Genomic DNA, 25,566 nt, shown 5'->3' with positions numbered 1-25,566 from the left:
CAAATAAGGGTCTACTTTTGATTCTGAGAGTGCATATTCCCCCGTTTAGATATTTTGTTCTGTTGCACCATGGTTGGGCCGGATTGCACCGATTGACAGGTTTTTCTGCGGCTGGATAAGCTGCCAAAAAGCAGGGAAACGATGGCATCTCGCTAGATTTTGATGCCTGTTCGAATCAAACCACAGGGAAGAGTGACATGAAGCAGATACACAAGGCTGGTATGGTGATGGCGCTGTCGCTGATGGCAGCCAATGCGTGGGCGGACGGTACGCTGGATGCCGTCAAGAAGAAGGGATTCGTGCAGTGCGGGGTCGGTGACGGCCTGCCCGGGTTCTCCAACCCGGATGCCAAGGGAACCTGGACCGGGCTCGACGTGGACGTGTGCCGCGCCGTGGCCGCCGCGGTACTGGGGGACGCCAGCAAGGTCAAGTATGTCTCCCTCACCGCCAAGGAGCGCTTTACCGCCCTGCAGTCCGGGGAAGTGGATCTGCTCTCGCGCAACACCACCTGGACCCTGACCCGGGATGGGTCGCTGGGCCTCACGTTCGCCGGGGTGAACTACTACGACGGGCAGGGGTTCCTGGTCAAGCAGTCCCTCGGGGTCAAGAGCGCCAAGGAGCTTGACGGTGCCGCCGTCTGTATCCAGTCCGGTACCACCACCGAGCTCAACCTGGCCGACTATTTCCGCGCCAATGGCGGCATGAAGTACACCCCAGTGGTGTTCGATACCTCGGATCAGACCGTCAAGGGCTTCGAAGCCGGCCGCTGTGACGTGCTGACCTCGGATCAGTCCCAGCTCTATGCCCTCAAGATCAAGCTCACCAAGCCAGAGGAAGCCGTGGTGCTGCCGGAGGTCATCTCCAAGGAGCCGCTGGGCCCAGCCGTGCGTCAGGGTGACGATCAGTGGTTCAAGGTGGTGCGCTGGAGCCTCAACGCCATGCTCAATGCCGAGGAGGCCGGGGTCACCAGTGCCAACGTGGACGAGATGCTCAAGTCCACCAACCCTGACATCCGTCGCCTGCTGGGGCTGGAAGAGCCCAAAGGGACTGTGCTGGGGCTGGATGACAAATGGGCCTACAACATCGTCAAACAGGTCGGCAACTACGGTGAATCCTTCGATCGCAACGTCGGTGCCGGCTCCCCCCTCAAGATTGATCGCGGCATCAATGCCCTCTGGAACAAGGGCGGTCTGATGTACGCGCCACCCATCCGCTGAGTCGACAGTCACCGGGGGGCCTGGCCCCCCATGTTTTCCCTGGCTTTGTCGGAGTCATCCTCATGGCGTTACACGCATCAAACCATAGGAAAGAACAGGGCCGCTGGTGGTATGACGCCAAGGTGCGGGCGCTGCTCTTCCAGTGCCTGGCCATCGCGGCGGTTATCGGGTTTCTGTTCTACATCGTCAACAATGCCCTGACCAATCTGGCCACCCGTGGCATCACCACAGGCTTTGATTTTCTGGGCAACACGGCCGGTTTCGGCATCTTGCAGAGCCTCATCCCCTACGACGAGACCTACACCTTCGGTCGCACCTTTGTGGTGGGCCTGCTCAACACCCTGCTGGTCTCCGTGCTCGGCATTCTGTTTGCCACCCTGCTCGGGTTCGCACTCGGGGTCGCGCGCCTGTCGCGCAACTGGCTGGTGGCCAAGATAGCGGCCGTCTACATAGAGACGTTTCGCAACATCCCGCTGCTGCTGCAGATCTTCTTCTGGTACTTCTCGGTGCTGCGTACCCTGCCTTCCCCGCGTCAGAGCGTGGATATAGGCGGGCTCGCCTTCCTCAACGTGCGGGGTTTCTATCTGCCCAAGCCCCTGTTCGAAGAGGGATTCGGCTACGTGCTCTGTGCACTGGTGCTCGCGGTGCTGCTGAGCTGGGGGCTGGGCCGCTGGGCTCGCCGCCGTCAGGCCCTGACAGGCAGGATCTTCCCGTTCTGGCGCTGTGTGGCCGCCCTGGTCATGCTGCTCCCGGGCATCACCTTCCTGCTGGCGGGCAGCCCGCTCAGCTGGAGCGTGCCTGCGCTGCAGGGGTTCAACTTCCGGGGCGGGCTGACGGTGCTGCCGGAGCTCGCGGCCCTCTTGCTGGCGCTCACCATCTATACGGCGGCCTTCATCGCCGAGATAGTGCGATCCGGCATCCTGGCCATCAGCAAGGGGCAGACGGAGGCGGCTTCCGCCCTCGGGCTCTCGCCCACCAAGACGCTGCGGCTGGTGATCATTCCCCAGGCCATGCGGGTCATCATTCCTCCCTTGACCAGCCAGTATCTGAACCTCACCAAGAACTCCTCCCTGGCGACCGCCATCGGCTACCCGGATCTGGTCTCGGTGTTCATGGGGACGACTCTCAACCAGACAGGGCAGGCCATCGAGGTCATCGCCATGACCATGGGGGTCTATCTCGTCATCAGTATCACCACCTCGGTGCTGATGAACATCTACAACCGCAGAATGACGCTGGTTGAGCGCTAGGGAGCTGTCATGTTCGTGAATGAATTGCAGGAGGCGCTGCCGCCTCCCAACCACCGTCGGGGGCCGCTCGCCTGGATCAGGCAGAACCTTTTCCCCAACTGGTGGAACGGCCTGCTGACCCTGGTGCTGGCCTATCTGTTGCTGCCACTCATCTGGTCTGCACTGGACTGGGCGCTGTTCTCGGCCACCTGGCAGGGGAGCAGCCGCGAGGCCTGCGTCCAGGGCGGTGCCTGCTGGATCTTCATCGAGAGCCGGCTGGGGCAGTATCTCTATGGCTTCTACCCGGCTGATCAGTACTGGCGCATCAACCTGACCTTCGCCGGTCTGGCGGCGCTGCTGGCCCTGCTCATCTGGCCAAAGACCCCGCGCAAGGGGTGGCTGGCGCTCTTCACCCTGCTGGTGTTCCCTGTCATCGCCTTCTTCCTCATCCATGGGGGAGCGGGGCTGGAGGTGGTGGAAACGAACCGCTGGGGCGGGCTGATGCTCACCCTGGTGCTGGCGGTGGTGGGCATAGTCGTAGCACTGCCGTTCGGCATCCTGCTGGCACTGGGGCGCCGCTCCCACATGCCGGTCATCTCCAGCCTCTGTACCGTCTACATCGAGTTCTGGCGGGCGGTGCCGCTCATTACTGTGCTCTTCATGGCGTCCGTCATGCTGCCACTGTTCATGAGTACCGAGGTGGAGCTCGACAAGCTGCTGCGGGCGCTCATCGGCATCATCCTGTTCCAGGCGGCCTATGTGGCCGAGGTGGTGAGAGGGGGGCTGCAGGCGATCCCCAAGGGGCAATATGAGGCGGGGGATGCCCTCGGGCTCTCCTACTGGAAGGTGATGGGCTTCATCATCATGCCCCAGGCCCTCAAGATCACCATTCCTTCCCTGGTGAACACCTTTATTTCCCTGTTCAAGGACACCAGCCTGGTGCTGATCATCGGGCTGTTCGATCTGCTGGCCATCTCCAAGGTGGCCCTGGCGGATCCGGCCTGGCTGGGGTATTCCACCGAAGCTTATGTCTTTATCGCCATGATCTTCTGGATGTTCTGTTTTGGCATGTCCCGCTACTCCATCTATCTGGAGCGCAAACTCAACACGGGCCACAAGCATTAGGAGTCGTTCTGATATGAAAACGGACGCAGTTGTCGAACTGAAAGAGGTCAACAAGTGGTACGGTGAGTTTCACGTGCTGCGCAACATCAACCTGCAGGTGGGCAGAGGGGAGAAGATCGTCATCTGTGGACCATCGGGGTCGGGCAAGTCCACCATGATCCGCTGCATCAACCGGCTGGAAGAGCACCAGAGCGGAGACATCCTGGTCAAGGGCACGGCCCTGACCTCCGATCTCAAGAACATCGAGACGGTGCGCCGGGAGGTGGGCATGGTGTTCCAGCACTTCAACCTCTTCCCCCATCTGACCGTGCTGGAGAACTGTTGCCTGGCGCCCATCTGGGTCAAGCAGTTGCCGCGCAAGGAGGCCGAGGAGATCGCCATGAACTTCCTGCGCCGGGTGCGGATCCCCGAGCAGGCGCTCAAGTATCCGGGGCAGCTCTCCGGTGGCCAGCAGCAGCGGGTCGCCATCGCCCGCAGTCTGTGCATGAATCCCCAGGTCATGCTGTTTGACGAGCCGACGTCAGCGCTGGATCCCGAGATGGTGCGGGAGGTGCTGGATGTGATGGTGGAGCTGGCCCACGAGGGGATGACCATGCTCTGCGTCACCCACGAGATGGGGTTTGCCAAGCAGGTGGCGGACAGGGTGATCTTCATGGACCGGGGGCAAATCATCGAAGAGAACGTGCCGGATCAGTTCTTTGACAACCCCCAGTCCGATCGGACCAAGCTCTTCCTCTCCCAGATCCTGCAGCACTGAGGCAGGGCACAACCTTCAGAAAAACAGCCCGCACGCTCGAATGAGCGGCGGGCAAATGTGTACATGGAAGTCGACGACAGACAGAAAGGAGTATGTCAGCCCGGCAACAGGGTGGTGGTGCGCAGATCGCGCACGGCCAGGTTGATCTGCCGGGCCAGGCTCAGCGCCTGATGACAGCTCAACGGCTTCACATCGATGATCCCCCCTTGAAACTCAAACCGCCCCAGTGCTTCAACCATGAAACTTCCATGATGGAAGCTCTTGATATATCGAGCAATTCGACGGGGAGACCACTGCTTGAACACCTTCATGGCAAGAGACCCTGTTGTTTGGACAGGGCACACTATGCCGACGGACCGTGACACTGATGTGACACTTGATAAAGATTTGTATGAATCTGTCTTGTGATCGGCTGGCGTGCAGCCCCGGCGTTGAAAAAGTAGTGAGAGTCCGGGTCCGGGGCCCGATATACTGCGGCCATTGCAGACATGACAAAGGTGCCGCACGTGGAGTGGGTGGACATAGTAGACGAGCAGGACAGGGTGATCGGGGTGGCCGAGCGCGCCAGGGTGCGTCAGGAAAACCTGCGCCATCGTGCCAGCTACATCCTGGTGCTGGATGAGGCTGAGCGCATCCTGGTGCAGCGGCGCACCCCGAGCAAGGATTTTTGCCCCGGCATGCTGGATGCCTGCGCCGGTGGCGTGGTGACCACGGGGGAGGCCATGGCCCTTTCCGCCCGGCGAGAGCTGGCCGAGGAGCTGGGGATCCGCGACGTGCCCCTGCAGGATTACGGCACCTTCTATGCCGAAGGGGAGGCGAGCTGCAGCCGCTACCGGGTCTGGGGCGGCCTGTTCAGTTGTCACTATCAGGGGCCGCTGCAACTGCAGGCCGAAGAGGTGAGCGAGGTGCACTGGATGAGCCTGGGCGAGATAGCCGATCGGGCGGACGAGTTCACGCCTGACTCCCTGCTCGCCATCGCCACCTGGCAGGCAAGGCGCCTGCCATCAGGCCAGAAATAGGGGCGACAGGCGTTCGCTCCCCGATCGCTTGGTTGCTGCTCGATGGACCCCTTCGCCTTCTGGTGGAATGGGGTAGACTGGGCCTCTTTGAACCACAGAAGGATGCGTCATCATGATCACGGTCGGTCAATCCCTGCCCGCAGGGGAATTTACCTTTATCACCGCCGAGGGCAAGCAGGTGAAGGATACCCAGGCCCTGTTTGCCGACAAGCGGGTGGTGCTCTTTGCGGTGCCCGGCGCCTTCACCCCCACCTGCTCCAACGCTCACCTGCCGGGCTACGTGGTGCTGGCCGATCAGTTCAAGGCCAAGGGGGTGGAACTGTGCTGTCTGTCGGTCAACGACGCCTTCGTGATGAAGGCGTGGCAAGAGGCCCAGAACGCCTCTGCCATCACCATGATGGCGGACGGTGACGGCAGCTGGACCCGGGCACTGGGTCTGGCCAAGGAGACCGGCGCCTTCGGCGGCGTGCGGGCCCAGCGTTTTGCCCTCATCGCCAACGACGGTGTGGTGGAGCGGCTCTTCGTGGAGGCGCCAGGCAAGTTCGAGGTGTCGGATGCCCAGAGCCTGCTGGCGGCGCTGTGAAAGATTAATCGGCGTTTGATTACACCTTGAAATAGCAAGCGACCCCGTTACACTGAGGCCGCGTTTGGATGGAGCCAGGCAACTTGCCTGGCTCTCGTGTTTGCCGTGGATGAGATAGAACAATATGACCCTGGCTTTTGTTGCCCTGATTGCCGGACTGGCGTTGCTGGTCTGGAGTGCCGACAAGTTCGTGGACGGCGCCGCCGCCACCGCCCGTTACGCCGGTATGCCGCCGCTGCTGATCGGCATGGTGATCATCGGTTTTGGTACCTCGGCCCCCGAGATGGTGGTCTCCGCGCTGGCGGCCTCCCAGGGCAATCCCGGGCTCGCGCTCGGCAATGCCTATGGCTCCAACATCACCAATATTGCCCTGATCCTGGGTCTGACCGCCCTGATCAGCCCCATTGCCGTCGCCTCCCAGGTGGTGCGCAAGGAGATCCCCATCCTGCTCGGCATCACCCTGCTCTCCGGCGCCCTGCTCATCGATGGCAATCTGGGCCGGATGGATGCCGCCATTCTGGGGGCTGTGTTCGCAGTGCTGATGGGCTGGTCCATCTGGGCCGGCATGAACGGCAAGGGGGATGCGCTGGATACTGATACTGAGGAGGACATCGTCTCCGAGGGCATGTCTCTCAAGAGCGCCATCCTCTGGCTCATCGTCGGCCTGGTGCTGCTGATCGGGGCTTCCCGTCTGCTGGTGTGGGGGGCGGTGACCATCGCCCAGGGCTTTGGCATCAGCGATCTGGTGATTGGCCTGACCATAGTTGCGGTGGGGACCTCCCTGCCGGAGCTGGCATCGTCCCTCATCGCCATTCGCAAGAACGAGCACGATCTGGCCCTTGGCAACGTGCTGGGTTCCAACCTGTTCAACACCCTGGCCGTGGTGGGCATCGCCGCCGGCATCCACCCGCTCGAGGTGGCGCCCGAAGTGCTTTCCCGCGACTGGAGCATCATGATGGGGCTGACCCTGTTGCTGCTGGTGATGTGTCTGGGCCGCAAGGGGCAGGGGCGCATCAACCGGCTGGAGGGGGGCGTGCTGCTCGCCTGCTTCGTCGCCTACACCGGCTGGCTGCTGACGAGCCAGTTCATCTAGTCTGGTGATGAAATGAAAGAGGGGACGCCGCGGCGTCCCCTCTTTTTTGTGCGCGGGTCCTGGTCTCAGGCCACGGCAACCAGCTTCTGCTTCTGGGCGCTGTCCAGGATCAGGATGCTCGCCTTGGGGAAGAAGTTGAAGGTGGAGGCGGAGGCCCAGGTGTAGGCCCCCATCACCCGACCCACCACCAGCTCGCCGATCTCGAGATCCGGCAGCATGATGCTGTCGCGGATGACGTCCACGCTGTCGCAGGTGGGGCCGGAGAGCACCGCATTGTGCAGTTCGCCGTGGGCATAGGGCGTGCTCACCGGGTAGGTAACGTGGTCGTAGAGCTGGCCGTTGTAGCTGCCGTAGAGACCGTCATCCAGGTAGTACCAGATCTTGTCGCCGCGGTGGGCCTTGCCCATCACGCTGGAAACCGAGGTCATGGCCGGCGCGCTGATGAAGCGGCCCGGCTCGGCAATCTTCTGCACCGTGGCGGGCAGCTTGGCCAGGGCCTCGCGGATCGGGGCGCAGAAACCGTCGATGTCGAACTCGCCGCCGTCATAGTCCACCGGAAAGCCGCCGCCGATGTCCAGCACCCAGGGCTTGAGCCCTAGCTCCCAGGCCTGCTCCATGATCTCGCGGCAGGCGTCGATGGCCTGCACGTGGCGACGGGCATGGGGCACCTGGGAGCCGACGTGGAATGACAGCCCCATCACCTTGATCCCCTTGGCCTGGGCCAGTTGCAGCAACGGCAGTGCCTGCTCCGGGGTGCAGCCGAACTTCTTGGAAAGATCGACCTTGGTCTCGGGGTTCGGGAAGCTGACCCGCAGCAGCAGTTTCACCTCGTCCTTGTAGGGCAGGAATTTCTCCAGCTCCAGCGGGTTGTCATAGACAAACACGGTGCAGCCGAATTCCAGGGCATAACGGATGTCGCTGTCGCGCTTGATGGGATGGGTATGGATGCAGCGCCCCGGGCGAACCCCTTGGCTGCGCACCAGATCCACTTCGCCATTGGTGGCCAGATCGAAACAGGCCCCCTCTTCCTTCAAGACAGAGACCACCGCCTCGTGGGGCAGGGGCTTGAGTGCATAATGCAAGCGCACATCGGGCAGGGCGGCCGCCAGGGCCCGATACTGTTTGCGGACGGCTGCCTTGTCGAGCAGCAGCAGGGGGGAGCCGAATTGTTCAACCAACTGACGGTAATCTTGTGCGACCAGGGTCTCGTTCATTCTCTTTTGAAAATCCTTAGGGGGCGTGATATGCCCAAGCCATATGCGATTGAACCGGCGACGGCCGGCTCAGGCGAGCGGTCCGGAGGGACCAACCAGGCACATTGCATAACTCCCTTGCGAAGTGCTTAGTTATGCGCGGGATTATCGGCTTATTGAGTTTGTGTGCAAGCATTTTGATTGGATATGTTGGCAAGTTTTTCTGGTCGAGACGAAACAGGCTCTTGATACGGGGAGCGTTCAGGGCCGTGATGGGGATCGCCCCCGAAGGGAGCTTGATAAGCTGTTGATAGTTAACGAACTAATAACATCAGGCCTGGGTGTTGCGGCCATGTAAAAAGGGGGCGCCGGGGCCAGGGAGTGCGAGACAGCTCACAGTTTTTGGATTACCATGCCCGCTTCCTAATCCAAACTAGTTCGGATGAAGGTAGCAGGAGAGCGATGGGCAACCATCCACCGAAGAAGTGAATCTTTCAGGTACCGGGCAACCGGTGTGGACTGCTACTGGACGATACTCTGGAGAGACCCGTTAGATCGGGCGCCGAAGGAGCAAGGCACCACGATTGCATCGCAATCTGGCGCCGGAAACTCTCAGGCAAAAGGACAGAGGGGATGGGATGGTTGTACCTGAGCTTGGAACTGTTCACAATCTGTCACGAGAGGTCGTCAGCAAGGTAAAGCGCCGCGCAGGAACCGGGGTGTATGTGAGTACATGAGCCTCTCGGTCCCACATAAGCGAGCTGCGCATGAGCCTTGATCACGGCCTCGCAGTAAGAGTGTGAACACATTCTTGGCCCGCATCCGATCGCCTCTGGCCGATCGCGACACCTATGGGAAGATCATCCTTCTCCTCCTTAATCGTTGTTTTTTAAGGAGGATGCATGTCATCAATTCAATCGGCGCTCGCCGCCATCGATAGCTTTATCTGGGGTCCCCCCCTGCTGATCCTGCTGGTCGGGACCGGTATCTATCTCACCCTGCGTCTGGGTCTGCTTCAGATCGTGCGTTTGCCGCTGGCCCTCAAGCTGGTCTTTGGCCGCGATCAGGGTCAGGGCAAGCAGGGGGATGTCTCCAGCTTCGGCGCCCTGTGCACCGCCCTCTCCGCCACCATCGGCACCGGCAACATCGTCGGGGTCGCCACCGCCATCAAGCTGGGCGGCCCCGGCGCCCTGTTCTGGATGTGGATGGCCGCCCTGTTCGGCATGGCCACCAAGTATGCCGAGTGCCTGCTGGCGGTGAAATATCGCCAGCAGGACGCCAACGGCCAGATGGCGGGTGGCCCCATGTACTATCTGGAGAAGGGGCTCGGCTCCAGGCCGCTCGCCAAGCTGTTTGCCCTGTTCGGCATCGGCGTCGCCTTCTTCGGCATCGGTACCTTCCCCCAGGTCAATGCCATCAGTGATGCCATGAGCCTCTCCTTCTCGGTACCTCGTGAAGTGACCGCCGTGGTGCTGACCCTGATCGTGGCGCTGGTGACCCTGGGGGGTATTCAGTCCATCTCCAGTGTGTCGAGCAAGGTGGTGCCCTTCATGGCCATCTTTTACATCGTCGCCTGTGCCGGGGTGCTGGTGAACAATGCAGGCGCCCTGCCCGATGCGGTCATGCTGGTGATCGGGAGCGCCTTCACCGGCCATGCGGCCACCGGCGGCTTCGTCGGCGCCGGCATCATGCTGGCGATCCAGTCCGGGGTGGCGCGCGGGGTCTTCTCCAACGAGTCGGGCCTGGGCTCGGCCCCCATCGCGGCGGCGGCGGCCAAGACCGATTCCTGCGTGGAGCAGGGGCTGGTCTCCATGACCGGTACCTTCATCGACACCATCATCATCTGCACCATGACCGGCCTGACGCTGGTGGTGACCGGGGTGTGGAGCGGCGATGTGAGCGGTGCGGCCATGACCAGTCTGGCCTTTGCCCAGGGGCTGGATGCCCATGTGGGCCAGTATCTGGTGAGCATCGGCCTCTTGTTCTTCGCCTTTACCACCATCCTTGGCTGGAACTACTACGGCGAGCGCTGCACCGAGTACCTGTTCGGGGTGAAGGCGATCAAACCCTACCGCCTCATCTATCTGGTGCTGGTGGCGAGCGGTGCCTTCCTCCATCTGGACCTGATCTGGCTCTTGGCCGACATCGTCAACGGCCTGATGGCGGTGCCCAACCTCATCGGCCTCATCGGCCTGCGCCACGTGGTGATTGCCGAGACCCGCGCCTACTTCAGCCGGGACCGGGATACGGAGTCCGAGCCCGAGCCGCAGACGGCCTGATGAGAAGCGGGCCTGCGGGAAGTCCTGTCACCGGGCTCCTGTCCATGGTGTCAACCGGGATCCGGGCTGGGATGGCAAAACCCGGATCCCGGCTCTTCTGACAATATCTGTGCGAAATACGCAAAAGCCACGACTCTCATCGTGGCTTTTTTGCATTTTACGCAATGAATGGCAGCGCTTGTTGCCCCCAGGGGGTCAGGGGGAGGGAATATCTCCGGTGAGCCGCTGCGCCAGCGCCCTGCTCACCCGGCTCACCAGGGCCGCCTCATCCCCCTGCCAGCCAATGGCGTGGGACAGGGTGGTGGAGGTGCCCGGAGCAAAGCGCAGCTCGCCCCCGGCCAGTTCGTAGAAGCGGCTCGCCATCCGGGTGCCCTGGTCCACATCCCCCGCCACCAGCAGCATGGCCTGAGCCAGCACGGCGCCGTCGTGCTCCCGGCCCGGCGCCAGCCAGCGCTGGGCGGTGCCGGTCACCTTGCGCCCTCCGATCACCAGGTTGTACTGGCCGTCGCAAAACGAGCCGGGCACGAAGTCGTAGCTGCCCGCAAGACCGTGTTCCTCCAGCAGGGCGAGCAGGGGCGCCCCCAGCAGCCGGTAGTAGTGGGCCAGATCCGTGGTGATGCGGGGCAGCATGAGGGAGAGGTTGAGGATGCCGGCGCCGTGGGGCACGGCGGTGCCGCCGCTGTCGCGCACGAACACCGGCCAGCCCTCGGCGGCAAGCTGTTCGCAGGCGGCCTGGTAGCGGGGCAAACGGGTATCCTTGCGGGTGACGATGAGGCATTGGGGGCCCTGCCAGAGGAGGGCCCTGGGCTCGCCGTCACCGGCGCACTCCCGCAGCCAGCGCTGCTCCTCGGCCAGGATCTGGTCGGGTGTCTGGTGGGCGGGCGGCGGGGGCAGCAGGGTATAAGGCATGAAAGGCATCCTTTGGCAGAGGCTGCCAAGCACAGTACGCGCGGGGGCAAACAAGGTAAAGCCCCGCATGGCGGGGCTTTGGTGCAAGGATGGCGGAGTGTCAGGCCTGTGCGGCGGCGCGCCTGGGCAGCAGCAGATTGAGCAGGATGGCGGTGAGGCCGCCGGTGGCGACGCCGTAGGAGAGCACGCTCCTGGCCAGCTCCGGCAGGTGTTGCAGCACCTCGGGCACCTGGGCCACTCCGAGACCCATGGCGAGCGACACCGCCAGGATCATCAGGGCGCGGCGGTCGAGCTCCTCCCGGGAGATGATGCGCACCCCGGCGGCGGCGATGGTACCGAACATGACGATGGTGGCGCCGCCGAGCACGGGTTCAGGTATTTGTTGCACCAGGCTCGCCACCGCCGGGAACAGGCCGAGCAGGGCCAGCATGGCGGCGATGAAGAGGCCGACATGGCGGCTGGCCACCCCGGTCAGCTGGATGACGCCGTTGTTCTGGGCGAAGGTGGACATGGGGAAGGTGGAGAAGACCGCCGCCAGCATGGAGTTGGCGCCATCGGCCAGCACGCCCCCCTTGATCCGCGCCATGTAGACCGGCCCTTCCAGCGGCTCGCCGGAGATGTCGGAGGTGGCGGTCATGTCGCCGATGGCTTCCAGCGCCGTCACCACGAAGATGATGGCGAGCGGCACGAACAGCTGCCAGTCAAAGCCGAGCCCGTAGTGCAGCGGAACAGGCACCATCAGCAGGGGGCCGTCGAAGGTGGGGGCAGCCACCTTGCCCAGCAGCAGTGCCACTGCATAGCCCGCCAGCATGGCGATCATGATGGCGGAGAGGCGCAACCAGGGGTTGCGACTGCGCTGCATCAGCACGATGAGGCCGAGCACCAGCAGGGAGAGAAAGAGGTTGGTGTGGCTGGCGAAGCTGCCGTCCGCCAGCGCGCCATAGCCGCCCCCCATGCTGATGAGCCCTACCTTGATGAGGGTCAGGCCGATGAGCAATACCACGATGCCGGTCACCAGCGGGGTGATGATCCGTTTGACCAGGTGCAGGAAGCGGCTCATGACGACGATGGTGAGGGCCGCTGCCAGCATGGTGCCGAACAGGGTGCCCAGCAGATCGTCGGTGGGCATGGCCGCCTGCTTGAGGGCGAGGCCGGAGGCGATGATGGGACCGAGGAAGTTGAAGCTGGTGCCCTGTACCGAGAGCAGGCCGGAACCGAGGGGGCCGAAACGGCGGGTCTGGATGAAGGAGGCGATGCCGGACATGACCAGGGACATGGAGACGATGTAGCGGGTGTCGTCGGCGGGGAGGCCGAGGGCGTTGGCGATGATGAGGGGCGGGGTGATGATGGCGACAAACATGGCGAGCATATGCTGCAGGGCGGCGAACAGGGTCTGGGGCAGAGGGGGACATCCTCGATGCCGTAGACCAGTTCGCTGTGGGCTCGCCTGGGGGGATGGGCCTCTCGGATGGCGCTTGGGGCGGCAGCCTGTTCCATAAATACCTCGAATGTGTGGGGGGATGGGAGAAAATTGGGCGCTATTTTAGTGATTGGTATCGCGCTTTCCAGCGCTAATTGAGCGCAAACTCGTTTATTTCTCGATGGGTTGAAACGTTTTCCTGTGGCGATTAAGATCCGCCGGTTTGTGTGAGACCGATCCCTCACAAAGGGGAGGGAGGCTGATGCATCAGAATGGGGACGGTGTAGAATGAGCCCTCGGTTCGAAGATGGAGACTCTGGATGCTGAAGCTGTCGGAGTTCTGGAGTGCCCGCGCCCACTCCGAAGATTTTACCCTGACCCGGATGGGCTTCATGACGGTGCGGCTGCGGCTGCTCACCTGTCTGCTGATGGCGGGGCTCCCGAGCTGGGCCCTGGTGGACTGGCTGACCCTGCCAGCCATCCAGTTCGAGGCGCTGTTCCAGGTCAGGATCTTCTGCCTGCTGGCCCTCTCGCCCCTCATCCCCCTCTCCTATCTCATCCACTTCAAGCGCGAGCGCATGAAGCTGGCGCTGGGCTACCTGATGGCGGTGATGATGCTCTTCTCCCTCATCTGCCTGCACAGCTTCGGCGCGGATCAGGAGATGCAGGCGGGCTACATGGCCTTCCCCTATCTGCTCATCAGCCTGTTCGCCATCTTCCCCATTCCCCTCTCCCTCAGCCTGCAACTGGCGGGGGGCATTCTGGCCACCATGCTGGCGGGCAACTGGTTGCTGGTGGGCCAGCCTCTTTGGAGCGTGCAGACCCTCAACCAGGTCTGGCTGCTGGGGCTCTTTGCCATCGCCAGCGCCTGGGTGCAGTGCGGCCAGCTCAACATGCTGCTGCAACTCTATCGGGAATCCACCACGGACGAGCTGACCGGCATGATGAACCGCCGCCTGCTGATGAAGCAGCTCGAGAAGGCGAGGGCCGCCATGATCCGCAAACAGGCTCCCTTCGCGGTGCTGCTGCTGGATCTGGACCGCTTCAAGCGCATCAACGACACCTTCGGCCATCTGGCGGGGGATGCGGTGCTCAAGGAGGTGGCGGCCACCCTGTCGGAACAACTGGAGCCCGGCATGGTGCTCGGGCGTTACGGCGGGGAGGAGTTTGCCATCCTGTTGCCCGGTTGCACGGATCTGGCACAAGCCAAGCGGGTGGCGGAGCGGCTGCGGGTCGCGGTGGAGGCGAGGTTGGTGAAAAGCCCCACCTCCGACGAGCTGCTGGAGGTGACGGTGAGCATCGGTCTGACCCTGGCCCAGCGTGGCGAGGGGGTGGAGGATCTGCTCAACCGGGCGGACGAGTGCCTCTACATGGCCAAGATGGCGGGTCGCAACTGCGTGGTGGCCGAGGCCGGCAAACCCGCGGGCGATGCAGGGCGCACAAAAACGGATGCCGCCTGAGGGCGGCATCCGGTGATGACGGGGCTGGCGTCAGGCCAGGGTGTATTTGCCGGAGAGCTGCTGGGCCAGCAGCTTGAACATGTTGAACACCGCCATGGTCTTGCCGGTCGGGGTGCCGTCCTCAGCCAGGAAGAACTCCCCCTTGAACACCAGAATGTCCCCCTTCTGCTCCACCGAGTCGGCGCGCATGCCGTGGATGAAGTCCTCGTGTTCACGAATGATCTTGTTGGCCATCTCCAGCAGGGCAGTCTCGGTGATCCGCTCTTTTTGTGGTTGCATGCTCGTCTCCTTAAACGACTACTGGGCAGGGGCACAAGGGTCGGCATGGCCGGCGCACCCCGCCTCTGATTGAAGAGGGGGCCAGCATACTGCAAAGCGGGATTTTCTGTCATTGATATGACCCCGCATTTTCCCGCTTTGCGCTCTTCCCTTATCCCAGCACCAGATTGCGCAGCCAGCGCCGCTGGCGAATGCGGCGCTGCACCAGCAGCACCTTGGAGAGCTCCTCCAGCAGGACCACGGCCACCACCCAGGAGAGGGGCCAGCCCAGCAGGCTGACCGCCACCCAGGCCAGCGGCAGGCCGATGCACCACATGCCGACGATGTCGATGAAGATGCTGTAGTTGACGTCCCCCCCCGAGCGCAGCACCCCGACGATCCCCACCATGTTGAATACCTTGAGCAGCATGCCCAGACACATGATGGCGAGCACCTGGCCGGCCTCAGTCATCAGCTCGCCCGGCAGGTTGCCGACCCATTGCAGCAGGCTGCCCTGCATCAGCCAGACGGCGGTCCCCACCAGCAGGGCGCCGACGGGGGCCAGCAGCAGGAAGAGCTGGGAGTGCTGCCAGGCCTCGTCATACTCCTCGGCCCCGAGCCGGTGACCGAGCAGGGTGGAGCAGGCCACCGCCAGCCCGAAGAAGAGGGAGATGAGGATGCTCTCCAGCGTGCCGAGGGTGGTCATGATGGCCAGGGCGTCGGTGCCGAGGTGCGCGTAGAGGAAGCCGTAGAGCAGCATGCCGAAGGCCCAGAGCCCGTCGTGCAGCAACAGCGGCAGGGCGATCAGGGTGAAGCGCACCACCTCCTTGCGCTTGAAGGCGGCGAGCCAGTCTTGCTTGCGCGGGATGAGACGGGGCTCGGCACGCCACACATAGGCAAGCAGCAGCGCGGTCTGCAGCAGGCGCGACAGGGTGGTGCCCCAGGCGGAACCGGCTACTCCCATGGCCTCGGCGCCGAAATGGCCGAAGATGAGGGCATAGTTGAGGATGACGTTGGCGATGATGGCGATGATGCCGATACGGGTCGGCGCCGCGGCATTGCCCACCGAGCGCAGGGCCGACTCCAGGGGCACCACCACGGCGGTGCAGAGGATGGTGGCGCCGGTGATCATCAGGAACTCGTCGGCCAGCTCGCGCAGCGCGGGCTCCTGGCTGGCAAACCCGAGCACGCTGCCCGGTGAGAGCACATAGACGAGGGCAAAGGGCAGGCTTACCGTCAGGGCGCCCACCAGGGCCAGGGCCAGGGAGCGGCGCACCCCGGCCATCTCGCCACGGCCGAAATATTGTGCCGCCAACACCGAGACCCCGCCCGAGAGCCCCGCTATCACCAGCAGATTGAAGAAGAAGACCCGGTTGCCCAAGCCGACCGCCGCCACAGCCGTGGTGCCGAGCTGGCTCACCATCATGATGTCGATGAGGCCGAGCAGGGAGAACATCATGGATTGCAGCGAAACCGGCAGGGCCAGTCGCCACAGTCGCGTCATGAACTCGCGATCGGTGGTTTGTTTTAAAATCGCTTGCCAATAATTCATTTATGTTAACCGGGTTGGTAAAAATCAGGTTTTGTCGTGGGTATGATAGGGGTGATATCGGGAGGCTTCACTGTGAGCCTCTCTCGGCTTTCTTGTGCAAAACTATCCTGTTGAGGTGCTATGCCATTTATCAGCGAGTGTCTGGAAATCGCCCCGGCCTGCGAAGAGCGGATGCTGGGACGCGAAGGGCTGCCCCTGCTTGGGGAGGCGGGCGTCTTCCTGACCGGCCTCTCGACGATACGGGAGCACTACCTTATCCGCCGCAACCGACCGGAGTTTCACATCCTGATGGTGAGCCATGACGAGGGGGGCGCCCTGCTCACCGATGGCGGGGAGCAGCCCATCCCGGCGGGAGCCCTGGTCTTTCTCCCGGCCGCCGTGCCGGGGGGCCTCAGGCTGGTGGGGGAAGTCTGGCATACCAGCTGGATCCTGCTGGACGACGTGCCGCGCTGGCAGCATCTGCACCGGCTTGGCCATCGCATCTGGCAGGGGGAGGAGGGGGAGCAGCTCTACCACCTGCTCAGCCTGATGCAGGGGGAGGGAATACGTTCGCCGCTCCAGCCCCAGCTGCTGAGCCTGCTGCTGGCGCTCTTGGAGCGGACCCTGCAGGGGGAGGTGCGCGGCACGCCGGAGCTGCGGCTGCAGGCGCTGTTTCGGCGGGTGGAGGCACGTCTGGACGAGCCCTGGAGCGTGGCCCTGCTGGCCGACCAGATGGCCTGCTCGGTACCCCATCTGCACCGGCTCTGCCAGCAGGTGTTCGGCATGGGCCCCATGGCCTGGCTCACCGGACTTCGCATGAACAAGGCGCGCCAGTTGCTGCTCTACACCAACTGGCCGCTGGCCGAGCTGGCGGCCCGGGTCGGATACAGCGACGGCGCCAACTTTGCCAACCGTTTTCGGCGTCTGACGGGTCAGACTCCGGGGGCCTTTCGTCGACTGGGTCGCAAACCTTTCGCAAGGGAGGTGCAAACCCTTTGAAATTGTTGGCTCAAGCCCATAGGATCGACGGGCCACACAGTCAAGGTACAGATCCATGTTTGAAGATAATAATCAGAAACGTCCCCTCTACATTCCCTACGCAGGTCCAGCCCTGCTGGAGACGCCGCTGCTCAACAAGGGCAGCGCCTTCACCAGCGAAGAACGCAGCAGCTTCAACCTGGAAGGTCTGCTGCCCCAGAACATCGAAACCATCGAAGAGCAGGCAGAGCGTGCCTATCGCCAGTTCATGGCGTTTGGCAACGACATGGACAAGCACATCTATTTGCGCAACATCCAGGATACCAACGAAACGCTCTTCTACCGCCTGCTGAACAACCACCTCACCGAAATGCTGCCGGTCATCTACACCCCGACGGTCGGCAAGGCGTGCGAGGAGTTCTCCAACATCTATCGCCGCGCCCGCGGCCTCTTCATCTCCTATCCGGACAAGGACAGGATCGATGACATGCTGCAAAACGCCACCAAGCAGAACGTCAAGGTGATCGTGGTCACCGATGGCGAACGCATCCTGGGCCTCGGGGATCAGGGCATCGGCGGCATGGGCATTCCCATCGGCAAGCTCTCCCTCTACACCGCCTGTGGCGGCATCTCCCCTGCCTACTGCCTGCCGGTGGTGCTGGACGTGGGCACCAACAACCAGCAGTTGCTGAACGACCCCTTCTACATGGGGTGGCGCCATCCGCGCATCTCCGGCGAAGAGTACGACGAGTTCGTCGATGCCTTCATCCAGGCGGTCAAGCGCCGCTGGCCGGATATCCTGCTGCAGTTCGAGGATTTCGCCCAGGGCAATGCCACCCCGCTGCTCAACCGCTACAAGGATGAGCTGTGCTGCTTCAACGATGACATTCAGGGGACCGCCGCGGTGACCCTGGGCAGCCTCATCGCCGCCTGCAAGGCCTCCGGTGCCAAGCTCTCCGAGAAGCGGGTCGCCTTCCTCGGGGCGGGCAGTGCCGGGTGCGGCATCGCCGAGCAGATCGTGGCGCAGATGAAGGCCGAAGGGCTGACCGACGCCGAGGCGCGGGGCCGGGTCTTCATGGTGGATCGATTCGGTCTCATCACCGACAAGATCCCCAACCAGCTCGACTTCCAGCGCAAGCTCTCCCAGCCGGTCGAACGGATCAAGGAGTGGCCGGTGGGGGACAACATCTCCCTGCTGGAGGTGATGGAGCACGGTCGCCCGGACATCCTGATCGGGGTCTCCGGCCAGCCGGGCCTCTTCACCGAAGAGGTGGTCAAGACCATGCACAAGCACTGTGCCCGTCCCATCATCTTCCCGCTCTCCAACCCCACTTCCCGGGTGGAAGCCACCCCGGCGGATCTCATTCGCTGGACCGACGGCCAGGTGCTGGTCGCCACCGGCAGCCCGTTCGCACCGGTGGAGTACAAGGGCAAGCGCTACGTCATCGCCCAGTGCAACAACTCCTTCATCTTCCCGGGTATCGGCCTTGGGGTGATCGCCTCCGGTGCCAACCGGGTGACCGATGCCATGCTGATGTCGGCCAGCCGTGCCCTGGCGGATTGTTCACCCCTGGTGAAGGGGGAAGAGGGCTCCTTGCTGCCGGATCTGGCGGACATCCATCAGGTCTCCCGCTACATCGCCAAGATGGTGGCCAAGACCGCCATGTTGCAGGGCAAGGCGGTGCAGACCCCCGATGATGTGATCGATCAGGCCATCGAGGCGAACTTCTGGCGCCCCGAGTACCGCCGCTATCGTCGTACTTCCTTCTGATCCCAAGGGGACAGACATGCAGAAGGGATGCCTCGGCATCCCTTTTTTGTGCACAGCTGTGAAGGAAGAGGAGGTTATTGTGCCGGTTGCTCGGCGGGGGCGGGCTCGGCGGGATTGCTGACACCGGTGACCCGGATTTCGACCCGGCGATCCGGGGCCAGGCAGTCGATGAGGGCAGCCCTGGCCTTGATGGCATCACACTGGGTGCCGGTGACCGGGTTGCTCTCGCCATTGCCCTGGATGCTCACCTTGTCTGCGGGCAGCCCCTTGCCAATCAGGAAGTTGGCGACCGTGCTTGCACGGGCCTCCGACAGTGCCTGGTTATTGGCATCCGAGCCGATGCGGTCGGTGTAGCCCATCACCATGGCGTTGCCATCCTTGGGTTTGACGTCGACGATCTGCTGGTAGAGGGCGTCGAGTGCCTGCATCCCCTCCGGTTTGAGCTCCGCCTTGCCAAAGGCAAACAGCACATCCGAACTCAGGTTGAAGGTCTGATCCACCGGCTCGGGAGCCGGGGGCGGCGGTGCCACGACCAGAGGCGCGGCCACCGGCACTGCGGCGACGGTGCGATTGGGGTGAAGTACCAGCTCGATGGTGGCGGTACTGATGTCGCTGACCCAGCGTTTGGTACCGCTGCCCACCTTATCGTTGTCAGGATCGTCCCCGACTCGCACCATGTAGCGGTAGCGGGTCTGGATGTCTACCCAGTCGCTCAGTCTGGCGGTCAGGCCCAGACCCGCCAGGGGAGCCAGATTGTCATCTCCCCCGTTGACGGAGTCGACGTGATAGAGATAACCGCCCCCTTCGGCAAAGACAGAGAAGATGTCCCCCAGCGGCAAACGGCCAATGACCGACAGGGTGGCCCCCTTGCTGTTGAAGTCCTGGCCGGCGATATCCCAGTCACCGGTGGAGAGGTAGCCGAGCTCTGCCCCCAGATTCTCGTTGTAGTTGTAGCCGACAAAGGCGTTGATGGCGGTCGCGTCCTTGCCGACGTCCTTGCTGAAATCATCGATGTCATGGGCAAAGGCCCAGCCACCCCCAGCCCCCACATACCAGTCGTGAACAGGTGCCGCCTGGGCGGCACTCGTCGCCAATGCCAATACAATCCACACAGGTTTCAGTCTTATGTTCATCGCGTATCCTCGTCGATGTTGGGTGTTATAGGGCTCCCAGCCCTTTGCTATGTATAGCCAACATTATGTATAGGCGATGTGAGCGCATTAACCATTTAAGTGACGCATCTGTATGGAAAATCGGTGAGACAGGCAGGTGGGCTGCCCGCGCTGGCGGTGCCGTCCGGGCATTAAAAAAGGGGCCGGAATGGCCCCTTTTTTTAACAGGTGGTTGTCCCCTTATTGCTGCACTTCCTGTACGCCGGTGACGCGCACTTCGACGCGGCGATCCGGTGCCAGGCAGGTGATCAGCTGAGCCTTGGCCTTGATGCCGTCACACTGGGTGCCGGTGACCGGGTTGGCTTCACCACGACCTTCGATGGAAACCTTGCCAGCCGGCAGACCCTTGCCAACCAGGAAGTCGGCCACGGTGCGGGCACGGGCTTCAGACAGCTTCAGGTTGTAGGCATCGGAGCCGATGCGGTCGGTGTAACCCACCACCACGGCGCTGCCATCTTTCGGCTGGACGTCGACGATCTGCTGATACAGGGTGTTGAGCGCAGCAGCCCCTTCCGGCTTCAGGGTGGATTTGCCGAAGGCAAACAGCACGTCCGAGCTCAGGGAGAAGTTCTTGTCGACCATGACGGGCTCGGGAACCGGCTCGGGAGCCGGTGCCGGGGCCGGTGCCACATAGGTGGTGCGGTTCGGGTGCATCACCAGTTCCAGGGTGGCGACGCTCATGTCGGTTTTCCAGGTTTTCTGATCGTCACCCAGATCCCACATGTAGCGGTAGCGGGCCTGCAGGTCGATAAGGTCGGAGAGCTTGGCAGTCAGACCCAGACCCGCCAGCGGCGAGGTGCCGTTGTCGCTCTGGCCGTTGCCGTTGACGTGGTTGAAGTAGGCACCCCCTTCGGCGAAGACGGAGAAGATGTCATTCATGGGCAGGCGTGCGATACCGGACAGGGTGGCACCCTGGGTTTTGAAGTCGACGCCATCGACGCCAGCCTTGCCGGCATAGAGATAGCCGAGCTCGGCGGCAAAGTTCTCGGTGAAGTTGTAACCGCCGAACAGGGAGAGCGCGGTGGCGTCCTTGTCAGCATCCTGGCCGAAGGTATCCAGGTCGTGGCCATAGGCCCAACCTGCACCCATACCCGTGTACCAGTCGTCGGCCGCCTGAGCGGTGGTGGTTCCCATGGCTGCAATGGCCAGAGCAATCAGGGTTGGTGCCATTTTCATTTTCATCGTTTTATCCTTGTTGAGTTGCCGTGCTATGGGCGTACTGCGCACTCTTTGTTATACCGGTCGCAGATGACACTTCATGTGCGACACCGTGAGCGGATCACGGACGGCTTGAATAAAAAATGGATGGAAACCTGGATTCTCATGAAGCTGTTTCTCCATGGACAACTAACCGGGCACTGAGCACTTTTAATAGTTCATCCAATGTCTTACAAGCGTTGCTACTGTATTCTTTTGAATCAGCGTGATCAAGTTTCTGCACAGATATGCAGCGCCGACACCGGTGTCGCGGGGCCGCAATACGGGGGTAAAGGGGAGAAAAGGTGAGACAGAGAGTGTCGCTGGGGGGAGGAGAGAGACAGCAAAAGGGGATGCCGTGGCATCCCCTTTTTTACGTTACCTGAGCGAAGTCAGATTACTTTTGAACTTCTTGTACGCCGGATACGCGAACTTCTACGCGACGGTCCGGAGCCAGGCAGGAGATCAGCTGAGCCTTGGCCTTGACGCCGTCACACTTGGTGCCGGTGACCGGGTTGGCTTCGCCGCGACCTTCGATGGCAACCTTGCTGGCAGCCATACCCTTGCTGACCAGGAAGTTGGCAACGGTGCGGGCACGAGCTTCAGACAGCTTCTGGTTGTAAGCGTCGGAACCGATACGGTCGGTGTAACCAACAACAACGGCGTTGCCGTCTTTCGGCTGGAACTCAACGATTTGCTGGTACAGAGCGTTCAGGGCTTGCACACCTTCGGCTTTCAGGCTGTCTTTGCCAAAGGCGAACAGCACGTCGGAGTTCAGGGCGAAGTTCTTCTCAACGATTTGCGGAGCCGGGGCCGGTGCTTCTTCAACAACCGGGGCCGGAGCAGGCGCTACGTAGGAAGTACGGAACGGGTGGTAAACGGCTTCCAAGGTCGCAACGCTCTGGTTGGACTTGTAGCGTACGTTGTCGGCGTGCAGGTCAGCCACGTCCCACATGTAGCGGTAGCGAGCTTGCAGATCCAGCGCGTCATTGACCTTGTAGGTCACACCGGCACCGGCCAGCGGGGATACTTTGGTATCGCTGGTGCCCAGACCGTCGGTGTGGCCCCAGTAGGCGCCAGCTTCACCGAACAGGGAGAAATCGTTGCCCAGCGGCAGACGAGCGATACCGGACAGGGTGGCACCCTGGCTCTCGTAACGGTTGCCGTCGGTGTTGCCACGGCCGGTGTACTGGTAGCCCAGCTCGGAACCGAAGTATTCGTTGAAGTTGTAACCAACGAAGGCATTGGCAGCAGCCGCATCTTCTTCGCCAACGTTCACGCCTTCGATCTTGTTCAGACCGTTGAAGTGAGTTGCACCAACACCGGCGCCGAAGTAGATGTCGTCAGCGGCGTGAGCTGCAGTTGCACCCATGGTGGCCATAGCGATGGCGATCAGGGAAGGAGCCATTTTCATCATAAAATAATCCTCGTTGAGATGGCACGTTGTTCACGTGCTTCGCACTTTGTAATTTATGTAAGCTGCTGGCTCTGTCGACCAACGACGTTGGTGCGAACAGGGATCCTAGATCCATCCAGGAGGCACGTATCTGGGTGCACAAGTGCATACTCCGCCACGAACAGCCGACGTCATTCCGATGACGTGGCGCACTTTATGCCCATTTCAAAACATGATCAAGCTCACAGATAAGGGATGGGGCAAATTGTGTCGTAGGGATAACTGGCTGTTTCTTGGGATTTATTAGTGATCCAAGTAGGCGCGATGCAGTTTCTTCTCAAGCTTCATATAAGCCTCAGCCCAAGCGTGCCGCGGGGTGGCGTCACCCGCCCTGACCGAGAGGACAGCAAGATAGTCCGCCTCGGTTGCTTCGCACAGCAAGGGTGTGAAACTGAGCAAGAAGTGACGGGCGAGGTAGGGATCGAGAGGCCAGATGTTGAGGATGGCCCGCGCCACGGGCTGGACGGCGGTAGAGCAGATGAAGTGCCGATGACCCGCTTCCAGCCATTGGGCCATCTCGGCGAGGCTTTCTTCCGGCACGATGCCGCCATCGCCTTTCTCCTTGGCCAGCGTCATCGTGTGACCATTGCCCAGTGCCAGGGTGCCGTTTTCTGCCACGACGCCGTCGTGGCTGCGCAGGGGAAGCGTCGCCTGGCCTTCAAGATAGAGGCTGCAGCTGTCCGGGAGGGCCGCCAGCACGGTGGTGGCGTCCCCCTGCATGGCCATGGGCAACCAGAACGCCTCGGCCCGGGTCTGCAGACCCTGGGCGAGCTGACGGGGGAGGGAGTCCGGGTCGGAATGAAGACGGGAAATGATGCCGGGAAATGCCATGTTGATGACTCTCTTGGAAATAACCGGCGAATTATACGAGGGATGGCCGGGCAACAAGAAAGGTTTCTTTTCGAGACTGTTTACCTGAGGCGACGCAGCGATTACCATCCCCGAGGTTTGTGAAGGGTTGTCGTCGAAAGACGCTGATTATAGATAGAGGCTCGACCATAACGAGTCCGTTCAAAACTGATACACTTGACTACGAGTCGTCGCGAAAAATAAAGGTGGAGTCAATCCGCCGAACGGAGTATGGAACACATGAATTCAAATATCGTAACTGTTGGCAAGAAGATCCGTCAGATCCGCGAAGCGGTAGGCCTGAGCCGTCCCAAGTTTGCCGATCTGCTGGGCGTCCCCCCAACCACCCTGAAGAACTATGAACTGGGTTACCGTGAAGTCGGAGGCGCCTTCCTGGTTGCACTGGCCCACCACCCCGATCTGCACAAGTTCACCCTCTGGCTGCTGGCTGACAAGAAAGTCGCCGAAATCGGCCAGATCGGTCCGGACGATATTGCCAAGGCTTGATTTAGTTCAACCTTGATAAAAATGCCGCCCTCGAGGCGGCATTTTTTATTTATCAAAATGGATGATTATTTAATTAAATAATGCGTTGTGTGCGGTCAACGGCGATTTTCACTAAATCATCTTGTCGGGCTGGATTAATCGGTAATCCCCCCATTTTTTGGAGCACTCAAAAGTAGAGGTCATGCGGCCTGTGCCAAGCGCTGTTTCGGCGTGTAGCCGCCCAGCGCCATATTGGGCCGCTCATGGTTATAAACCCACAGCCAGTTCGTGGCAAATTCCTGTAACTCATTCAGTGACTCAAACAGGTAATGGCCCAACCAGTCGTAACGCACAGTGCGGTTAAATCGCTCTATGTAGGCATTCTGCTGCGGGTTGCCTGGCTGGATATACCTCAGCGCAATCCTCTTCTGCTGCGCCCATTGCTTGAGCTCTTCGCTGATGTATTCCGGACCATTATCACAGCGGATTGCGGCTGGTTTGCCCCGCCACTCGATGACCTGCTCCAGCACCCGTTTGACTCGCGAGGCAGGCAAGGAAAAATCCACCTCGATGCACAGTGCTTCGCGATTGAAGTCATCGATCACATTAAACAACCGCACCGAACGACCATCGCTGAGCTGGTCATGCATAAAGTCCATCGACCAACAGTGATTCGGTTGGTCAGGGACTGCCAACGGCTCCGGCTTGGCGCGTACTAGCCGCTTTTTGGGTTTTATCCGCAGATTGAGCTCTAGCGCCCGATAGATCCGGTAGACCCGCTTGTGGTTCCAGCCAAAGCCTTTGACGTTACGCAGGTACAGGAAGCACAGTCCGAAACCCCAGTTGCGCTGGTTGGCGGTGAGGCGCAGTAGCCAGTCGGCAATCTCCTGGTTTTCATCAGCCAGCACGGGCTGATAACGGTAGCAACCCTCGCTCACCTTGAACACCTGGCAAGCCAGACGGATAGAAATGGCGTAATGAGCCACAGCCTTGGTCGCCATCTCCCTGCGGGCAGATGGCGTCACCACTTTTTTGCCATCGCCTCGGAGATGATCTCAGCCTTTAGGCGCTCCTCGGCATACATCTTCTTAAGGCGACGATTTTCCTCTTCCAGCTCTTTGAGGCGCGCCATGAGAGAGGCATCCATGCCACCGAATTTGGAGCGCCACTTGTAGAAGGTGGCGGAGCTGATGCCATGCTCACGGCAGAGCTCAGGGACGGGTGAACCAGACTCGGCCTGCTTGAGGATGGCGATGATCTGTGCATCGCTAAAGCGTGATGTTTTCATGTAGAACCTCCTGCGTTCAAGATACGAGAAAATTCTACTTATGAGCACCTCAGTTTTTCGGGGGGATTACCAATCCACGGAACACTCCGACCCTTTTAATTCAGGCGGTGATCCACACAGCGAGACAACGATGAGCCAATCCATTACCAAAGCCAGAGATGGGTTTACCCTTAACCATCCCCTCATATGAGCGAGGCGTGGCGCGGCTTCTGAGGTATGATCGCCATCCTTGACCAGCTAATACCCAACAGACTATCCCCATGTTTAACCACGAACTAATCCTCAACCACATCGAC

Annotated in this window: 22 protein-coding genes, 1 pseudogene and 1 riboswitch; of the genes and pseudogenes, 12 read left to right on the top strand and 11 right to left on the bottom strand. The window is 61.5% G+C overall.

Annotated elements, in window-relative coordinates; translation table 11 throughout:
- Positions 1-197 precede the first annotated feature (197 nt).
- The 4 genes from C3418_RS02555 to C3418_RS02540 all read left to right on the top strand — a co-directional run bounded on the left by C3418_RS02555 (position 198) and on the right by C3418_RS02540 (position 4,328).
- Positions 198-1,217: an amino acid ABC transporter substrate-binding protein gene (locus C3418_RS02555; protein ID WP_010673482.1), complete on the top strand. Its 1,020-nt coding sequence runs from the start codon at positions 198-200 to the stop codon at positions 1,215-1,217.
- A 62-nt stretch (positions 1,218-1,279) separates the two neighbouring features.
- The gene (locus tag C3418_RS02550) at positions 1,280-2,467 is read left to right on the top strand and encodes an amino acid ABC transporter permease (RefSeq protein ID WP_223937699.1); all 1,188 of its coding nucleotides are present in this window, start codon (positions 1,280-1,282) and stop codon (positions 2,465-2,467) included.
- 9 nt (positions 2,468-2,476) lie between these two features.
- Complete coding sequence (locus C3418_RS02545; RefSeq protein ID WP_103857885.1) at positions 2,477-3,571, top strand: amino acid ABC transporter permease; 1,095 nt, start codon at positions 2,477-2,479, stop codon at positions 3,569-3,571.
- Positions 3,572-3,584: 13 nt separating this feature from the next.
- The gene (locus C3418_RS02540; protein ID WP_010673485.1) at positions 3,585-4,328 is read left to right on the top strand and encodes an amino acid ABC transporter ATP-binding protein; all 744 of its coding nucleotides are present in this window, start codon (positions 3,585-3,587) and stop codon (positions 4,326-4,328) included.
- A 95-nt stretch (positions 4,329-4,423) separates the two neighbouring features.
- Here the strand turns inward: C3418_RS02540 and C3418_RS02535 are convergent, their stop codons facing one another.
- Positions 4,424-4,639 (bottom strand): DUF1107 family protein, encoded by a 216-nt coding sequence (locus C3418_RS02535; protein WP_010673486.1) that lies wholly within the window; start codon positions 4,637-4,639, stop codon positions 4,424-4,426.
- 177 nt (positions 4,640-4,816) lie between these two features.
- Here C3418_RS02535 and yfcD point away from each other — a divergent pair, with 177 nt between their 5' ends.
- The 3 genes from yfcD to C3418_RS02520 all read left to right on the top strand — a co-directional run bounded on the left by yfcD (position 4,817) and on the right by C3418_RS02520 (position 7,023).
- Positions 4,817-5,347 carry an NUDIX hydrolase YfcD gene (gene yfcD / locus C3418_RS02530; RefSeq protein WP_080990053.1) on the top strand — a complete coding sequence of 177 codons (531 nt, stop codon included), beginning with the start codon at positions 4,817-4,819 and terminating at the stop codon, positions 5,345-5,347.
- Positions 5,348-5,459: 112 nt separating this feature from the next.
- Complete coding sequence (locus C3418_RS02525) at positions 5,460-5,930, top strand: peroxiredoxin (RefSeq protein ID WP_052816154.1); 471 nt, start codon at positions 5,460-5,462, stop codon at positions 5,928-5,930.
- 124 nt (positions 5,931-6,054) lie between these two features.
- Positions 6,055-7,023, top strand: coding sequence for a calcium/sodium antiporter (locus tag C3418_RS02520; RefSeq protein ID WP_010673489.1), 969 nt, complete (start codon positions 6,055-6,057; stop codon positions 7,021-7,023).
- Positions 7,024-7,088: 65 nt separating this feature from the next.
- On the opposite strand, the gene C3418_RS02515 is transcribed toward C3418_RS02520, so the two are convergent.
- Positions 7,089-8,237 (bottom strand): type III PLP-dependent enzyme, encoded by a 1,149-nt coding sequence (locus C3418_RS02515; RefSeq protein ID WP_010673490.1) that lies wholly within the window; start codon positions 8,235-8,237, stop codon positions 7,089-7,091.
- Between the two features lie 506 nt (positions 8,238-8,743).
- Positions 8,744-8,854: riboswitch (glycine riboswitch) on the top strand.
- A 264-nt stretch (positions 8,855-9,118) separates the two neighbouring features.
- Here C3418_RS02515 and C3418_RS02510 point away from each other — a divergent pair.
- Positions 9,119-10,495, top strand: a complete 1,377-nt coding sequence (locus C3418_RS02510; RefSeq protein WP_052816155.1) for a sodium:alanine symporter family protein — start codon at positions 9,119-9,121, stop codon at positions 10,493-10,495.
- A gap of 195 nt (positions 10,496-10,690) precedes the next feature.
- On the opposite strand, the gene C3418_RS02505 is transcribed toward C3418_RS02510, so the two are convergent.
- Positions 10,691-11,404 carry a protein ligase gene (locus tag C3418_RS02505; RefSeq protein ID WP_052816157.1) on the bottom strand — a complete coding sequence of 238 codons (714 nt, stop codon included), beginning with the start codon at positions 11,402-11,404 and terminating at the stop codon, positions 10,691-10,693.
- 100 nt (positions 11,405-11,504) lie between these two features.
- Positions 11,505-12,901: pseudogene (locus C3418_RS02500) on the bottom strand (nucleobase:cation symporter-2 family protein).
- Positions 12,902-13,144: 243 nt separating this feature from the next.
- Between C3418_RS02500 and C3418_RS02495 the strand changes: the two are divergent.
- Positions 13,145-14,284 carry a diguanylate cyclase gene (locus C3418_RS02495; protein WP_010673494.1) on the top strand — a complete coding sequence of 380 codons (1,140 nt, stop codon included), beginning with the start codon at positions 13,145-13,147 and terminating at the stop codon, positions 14,282-14,284.
- Between the two features lie 30 nt (positions 14,285-14,314).
- Here C3418_RS02495 and C3418_RS02490 read toward each other — a convergent pair whose 3' ends face one another.
- Both C3418_RS02490 and C3418_RS02485 read right to left on the bottom strand, forming a co-directional pair.
- Positions 14,315-14,563, bottom strand: coding sequence for a YciN family protein (locus tag C3418_RS02490; RefSeq protein ID WP_010673495.1), 249 nt, complete (start codon positions 14,561-14,563; stop codon positions 14,315-14,317).
- 151 nt (positions 14,564-14,714) lie between these two features.
- A complete protein-coding gene (locus C3418_RS02485) occupies positions 14,715-16,094 on the bottom strand; it encodes an MATE family efflux transporter (RefSeq protein WP_052815705.1) in 1,380 nt (459 codons plus the stop codon).
- A gap of 120 nt (positions 16,095-16,214) precedes the next feature.
- On the opposite strand from C3418_RS02485, the gene C3418_RS02480 reads away from it, so the two are divergent.
- Together C3418_RS02480 and C3418_RS02475 are read left to right on the top strand one after the other, a co-directional pair.
- Positions 16,215-17,072, top strand: a complete 858-nt coding sequence (locus C3418_RS02480) for an AraC family transcriptional regulator (RefSeq protein WP_010673497.1) — start codon at positions 16,215-16,217, stop codon at positions 17,070-17,072.
- Positions 17,073-17,127: 55 nt separating this feature from the next.
- Entirely contained in the window at positions 17,128-18,822 is a 1,695-nt protein-coding gene (locus C3418_RS02475; RefSeq protein WP_039039301.1) for an NAD-dependent malic enzyme, read from the top strand.
- Positions 18,823-18,896: 74 nt separating this feature from the next.
- Here C3418_RS02475 and C3418_RS02470 read toward each other — a convergent pair whose 3' ends face one another.
- The 4 genes from C3418_RS02470 to C3418_RS02455 all read right to left on the bottom strand — a co-directional run bounded on the left by C3418_RS02470 (position 18,897) and on the right by C3418_RS02455 (position 23,478).
- On the bottom strand, positions 18,897-19,955 hold the full coding sequence (locus C3418_RS02470) for an OmpA family protein (RefSeq protein ID WP_052815704.1): 1,059 nt from the start codon (positions 19,953-19,955) through the stop codon (positions 18,897-18,899).
- A 219-nt stretch (positions 19,956-20,174) separates the two neighbouring features.
- Positions 20,175-21,176, bottom strand: a complete 1,002-nt coding sequence (gene ompA, locus C3418_RS02465; RefSeq protein ID WP_052815703.1) for a porin OmpA — start codon at positions 21,174-21,176, stop codon at positions 20,175-20,177.
- A 412-nt stretch (positions 21,177-21,588) separates the two neighbouring features.
- The gene (ompA, locus tag C3418_RS02460; RefSeq protein WP_010673501.1) at positions 21,589-22,608 is read right to left on the bottom strand and encodes a porin OmpA; all 1,020 of its coding nucleotides are present in this window, start codon (positions 22,606-22,608) and stop codon (positions 21,589-21,591) included.
- Positions 22,609-22,890: 282 nt separating this feature from the next.
- Positions 22,891-23,478 (bottom strand): hypothetical protein, encoded by a 588-nt coding sequence (locus C3418_RS02455; protein WP_043152400.1) that lies wholly within the window; start codon positions 23,476-23,478, stop codon positions 22,891-22,893.
- A 258-nt stretch (positions 23,479-23,736) separates the two neighbouring features.
- Between C3418_RS02455 and C3418_RS02450 the strand changes: the two genes are divergently transcribed.
- On the top strand, positions 23,737-24,003 hold the full coding sequence (locus tag C3418_RS02450; protein WP_010673503.1) for a DNA-binding transcriptional regulator: 267 nt from the start codon (positions 23,737-23,739) through the stop codon (positions 24,001-24,003).
- A 179-nt stretch (positions 24,004-24,182) separates the two neighbouring features.
- On the opposite strand, the gene C3418_RS02445 is transcribed toward C3418_RS02450, so the two are convergent.
- Positions 24,183-25,270 (bottom strand): IS3-like element ISAs22 family transposase gene (locus tag C3418_RS02445; RefSeq protein ID WP_088821966.1). Its coding sequence is split into 2 segments (ribosomal slippage): positions 24,183-25,018 and positions 25,018-25,270, totalling 1,089 coding nucleotides; the frame shifts between segments, so codons are not numbered across the junction.
- Between the last annotated feature and the right edge of the window lie 296 nt (positions 25,271-25,566).

This window comes from Aeromonas sp. ASNIH8, from assembly GCF_002919855.1.
GTDB classification, from domain to species: Bacteria; Pseudomonadota; Gammaproteobacteria; order Enterobacterales; family Aeromonadaceae; genus Aeromonas; species Aeromonas caviae.
Note: the sequence above shows the minus strand (reverse complement) of the source record. Positions and strands in the feature narration are given on the sequence as shown.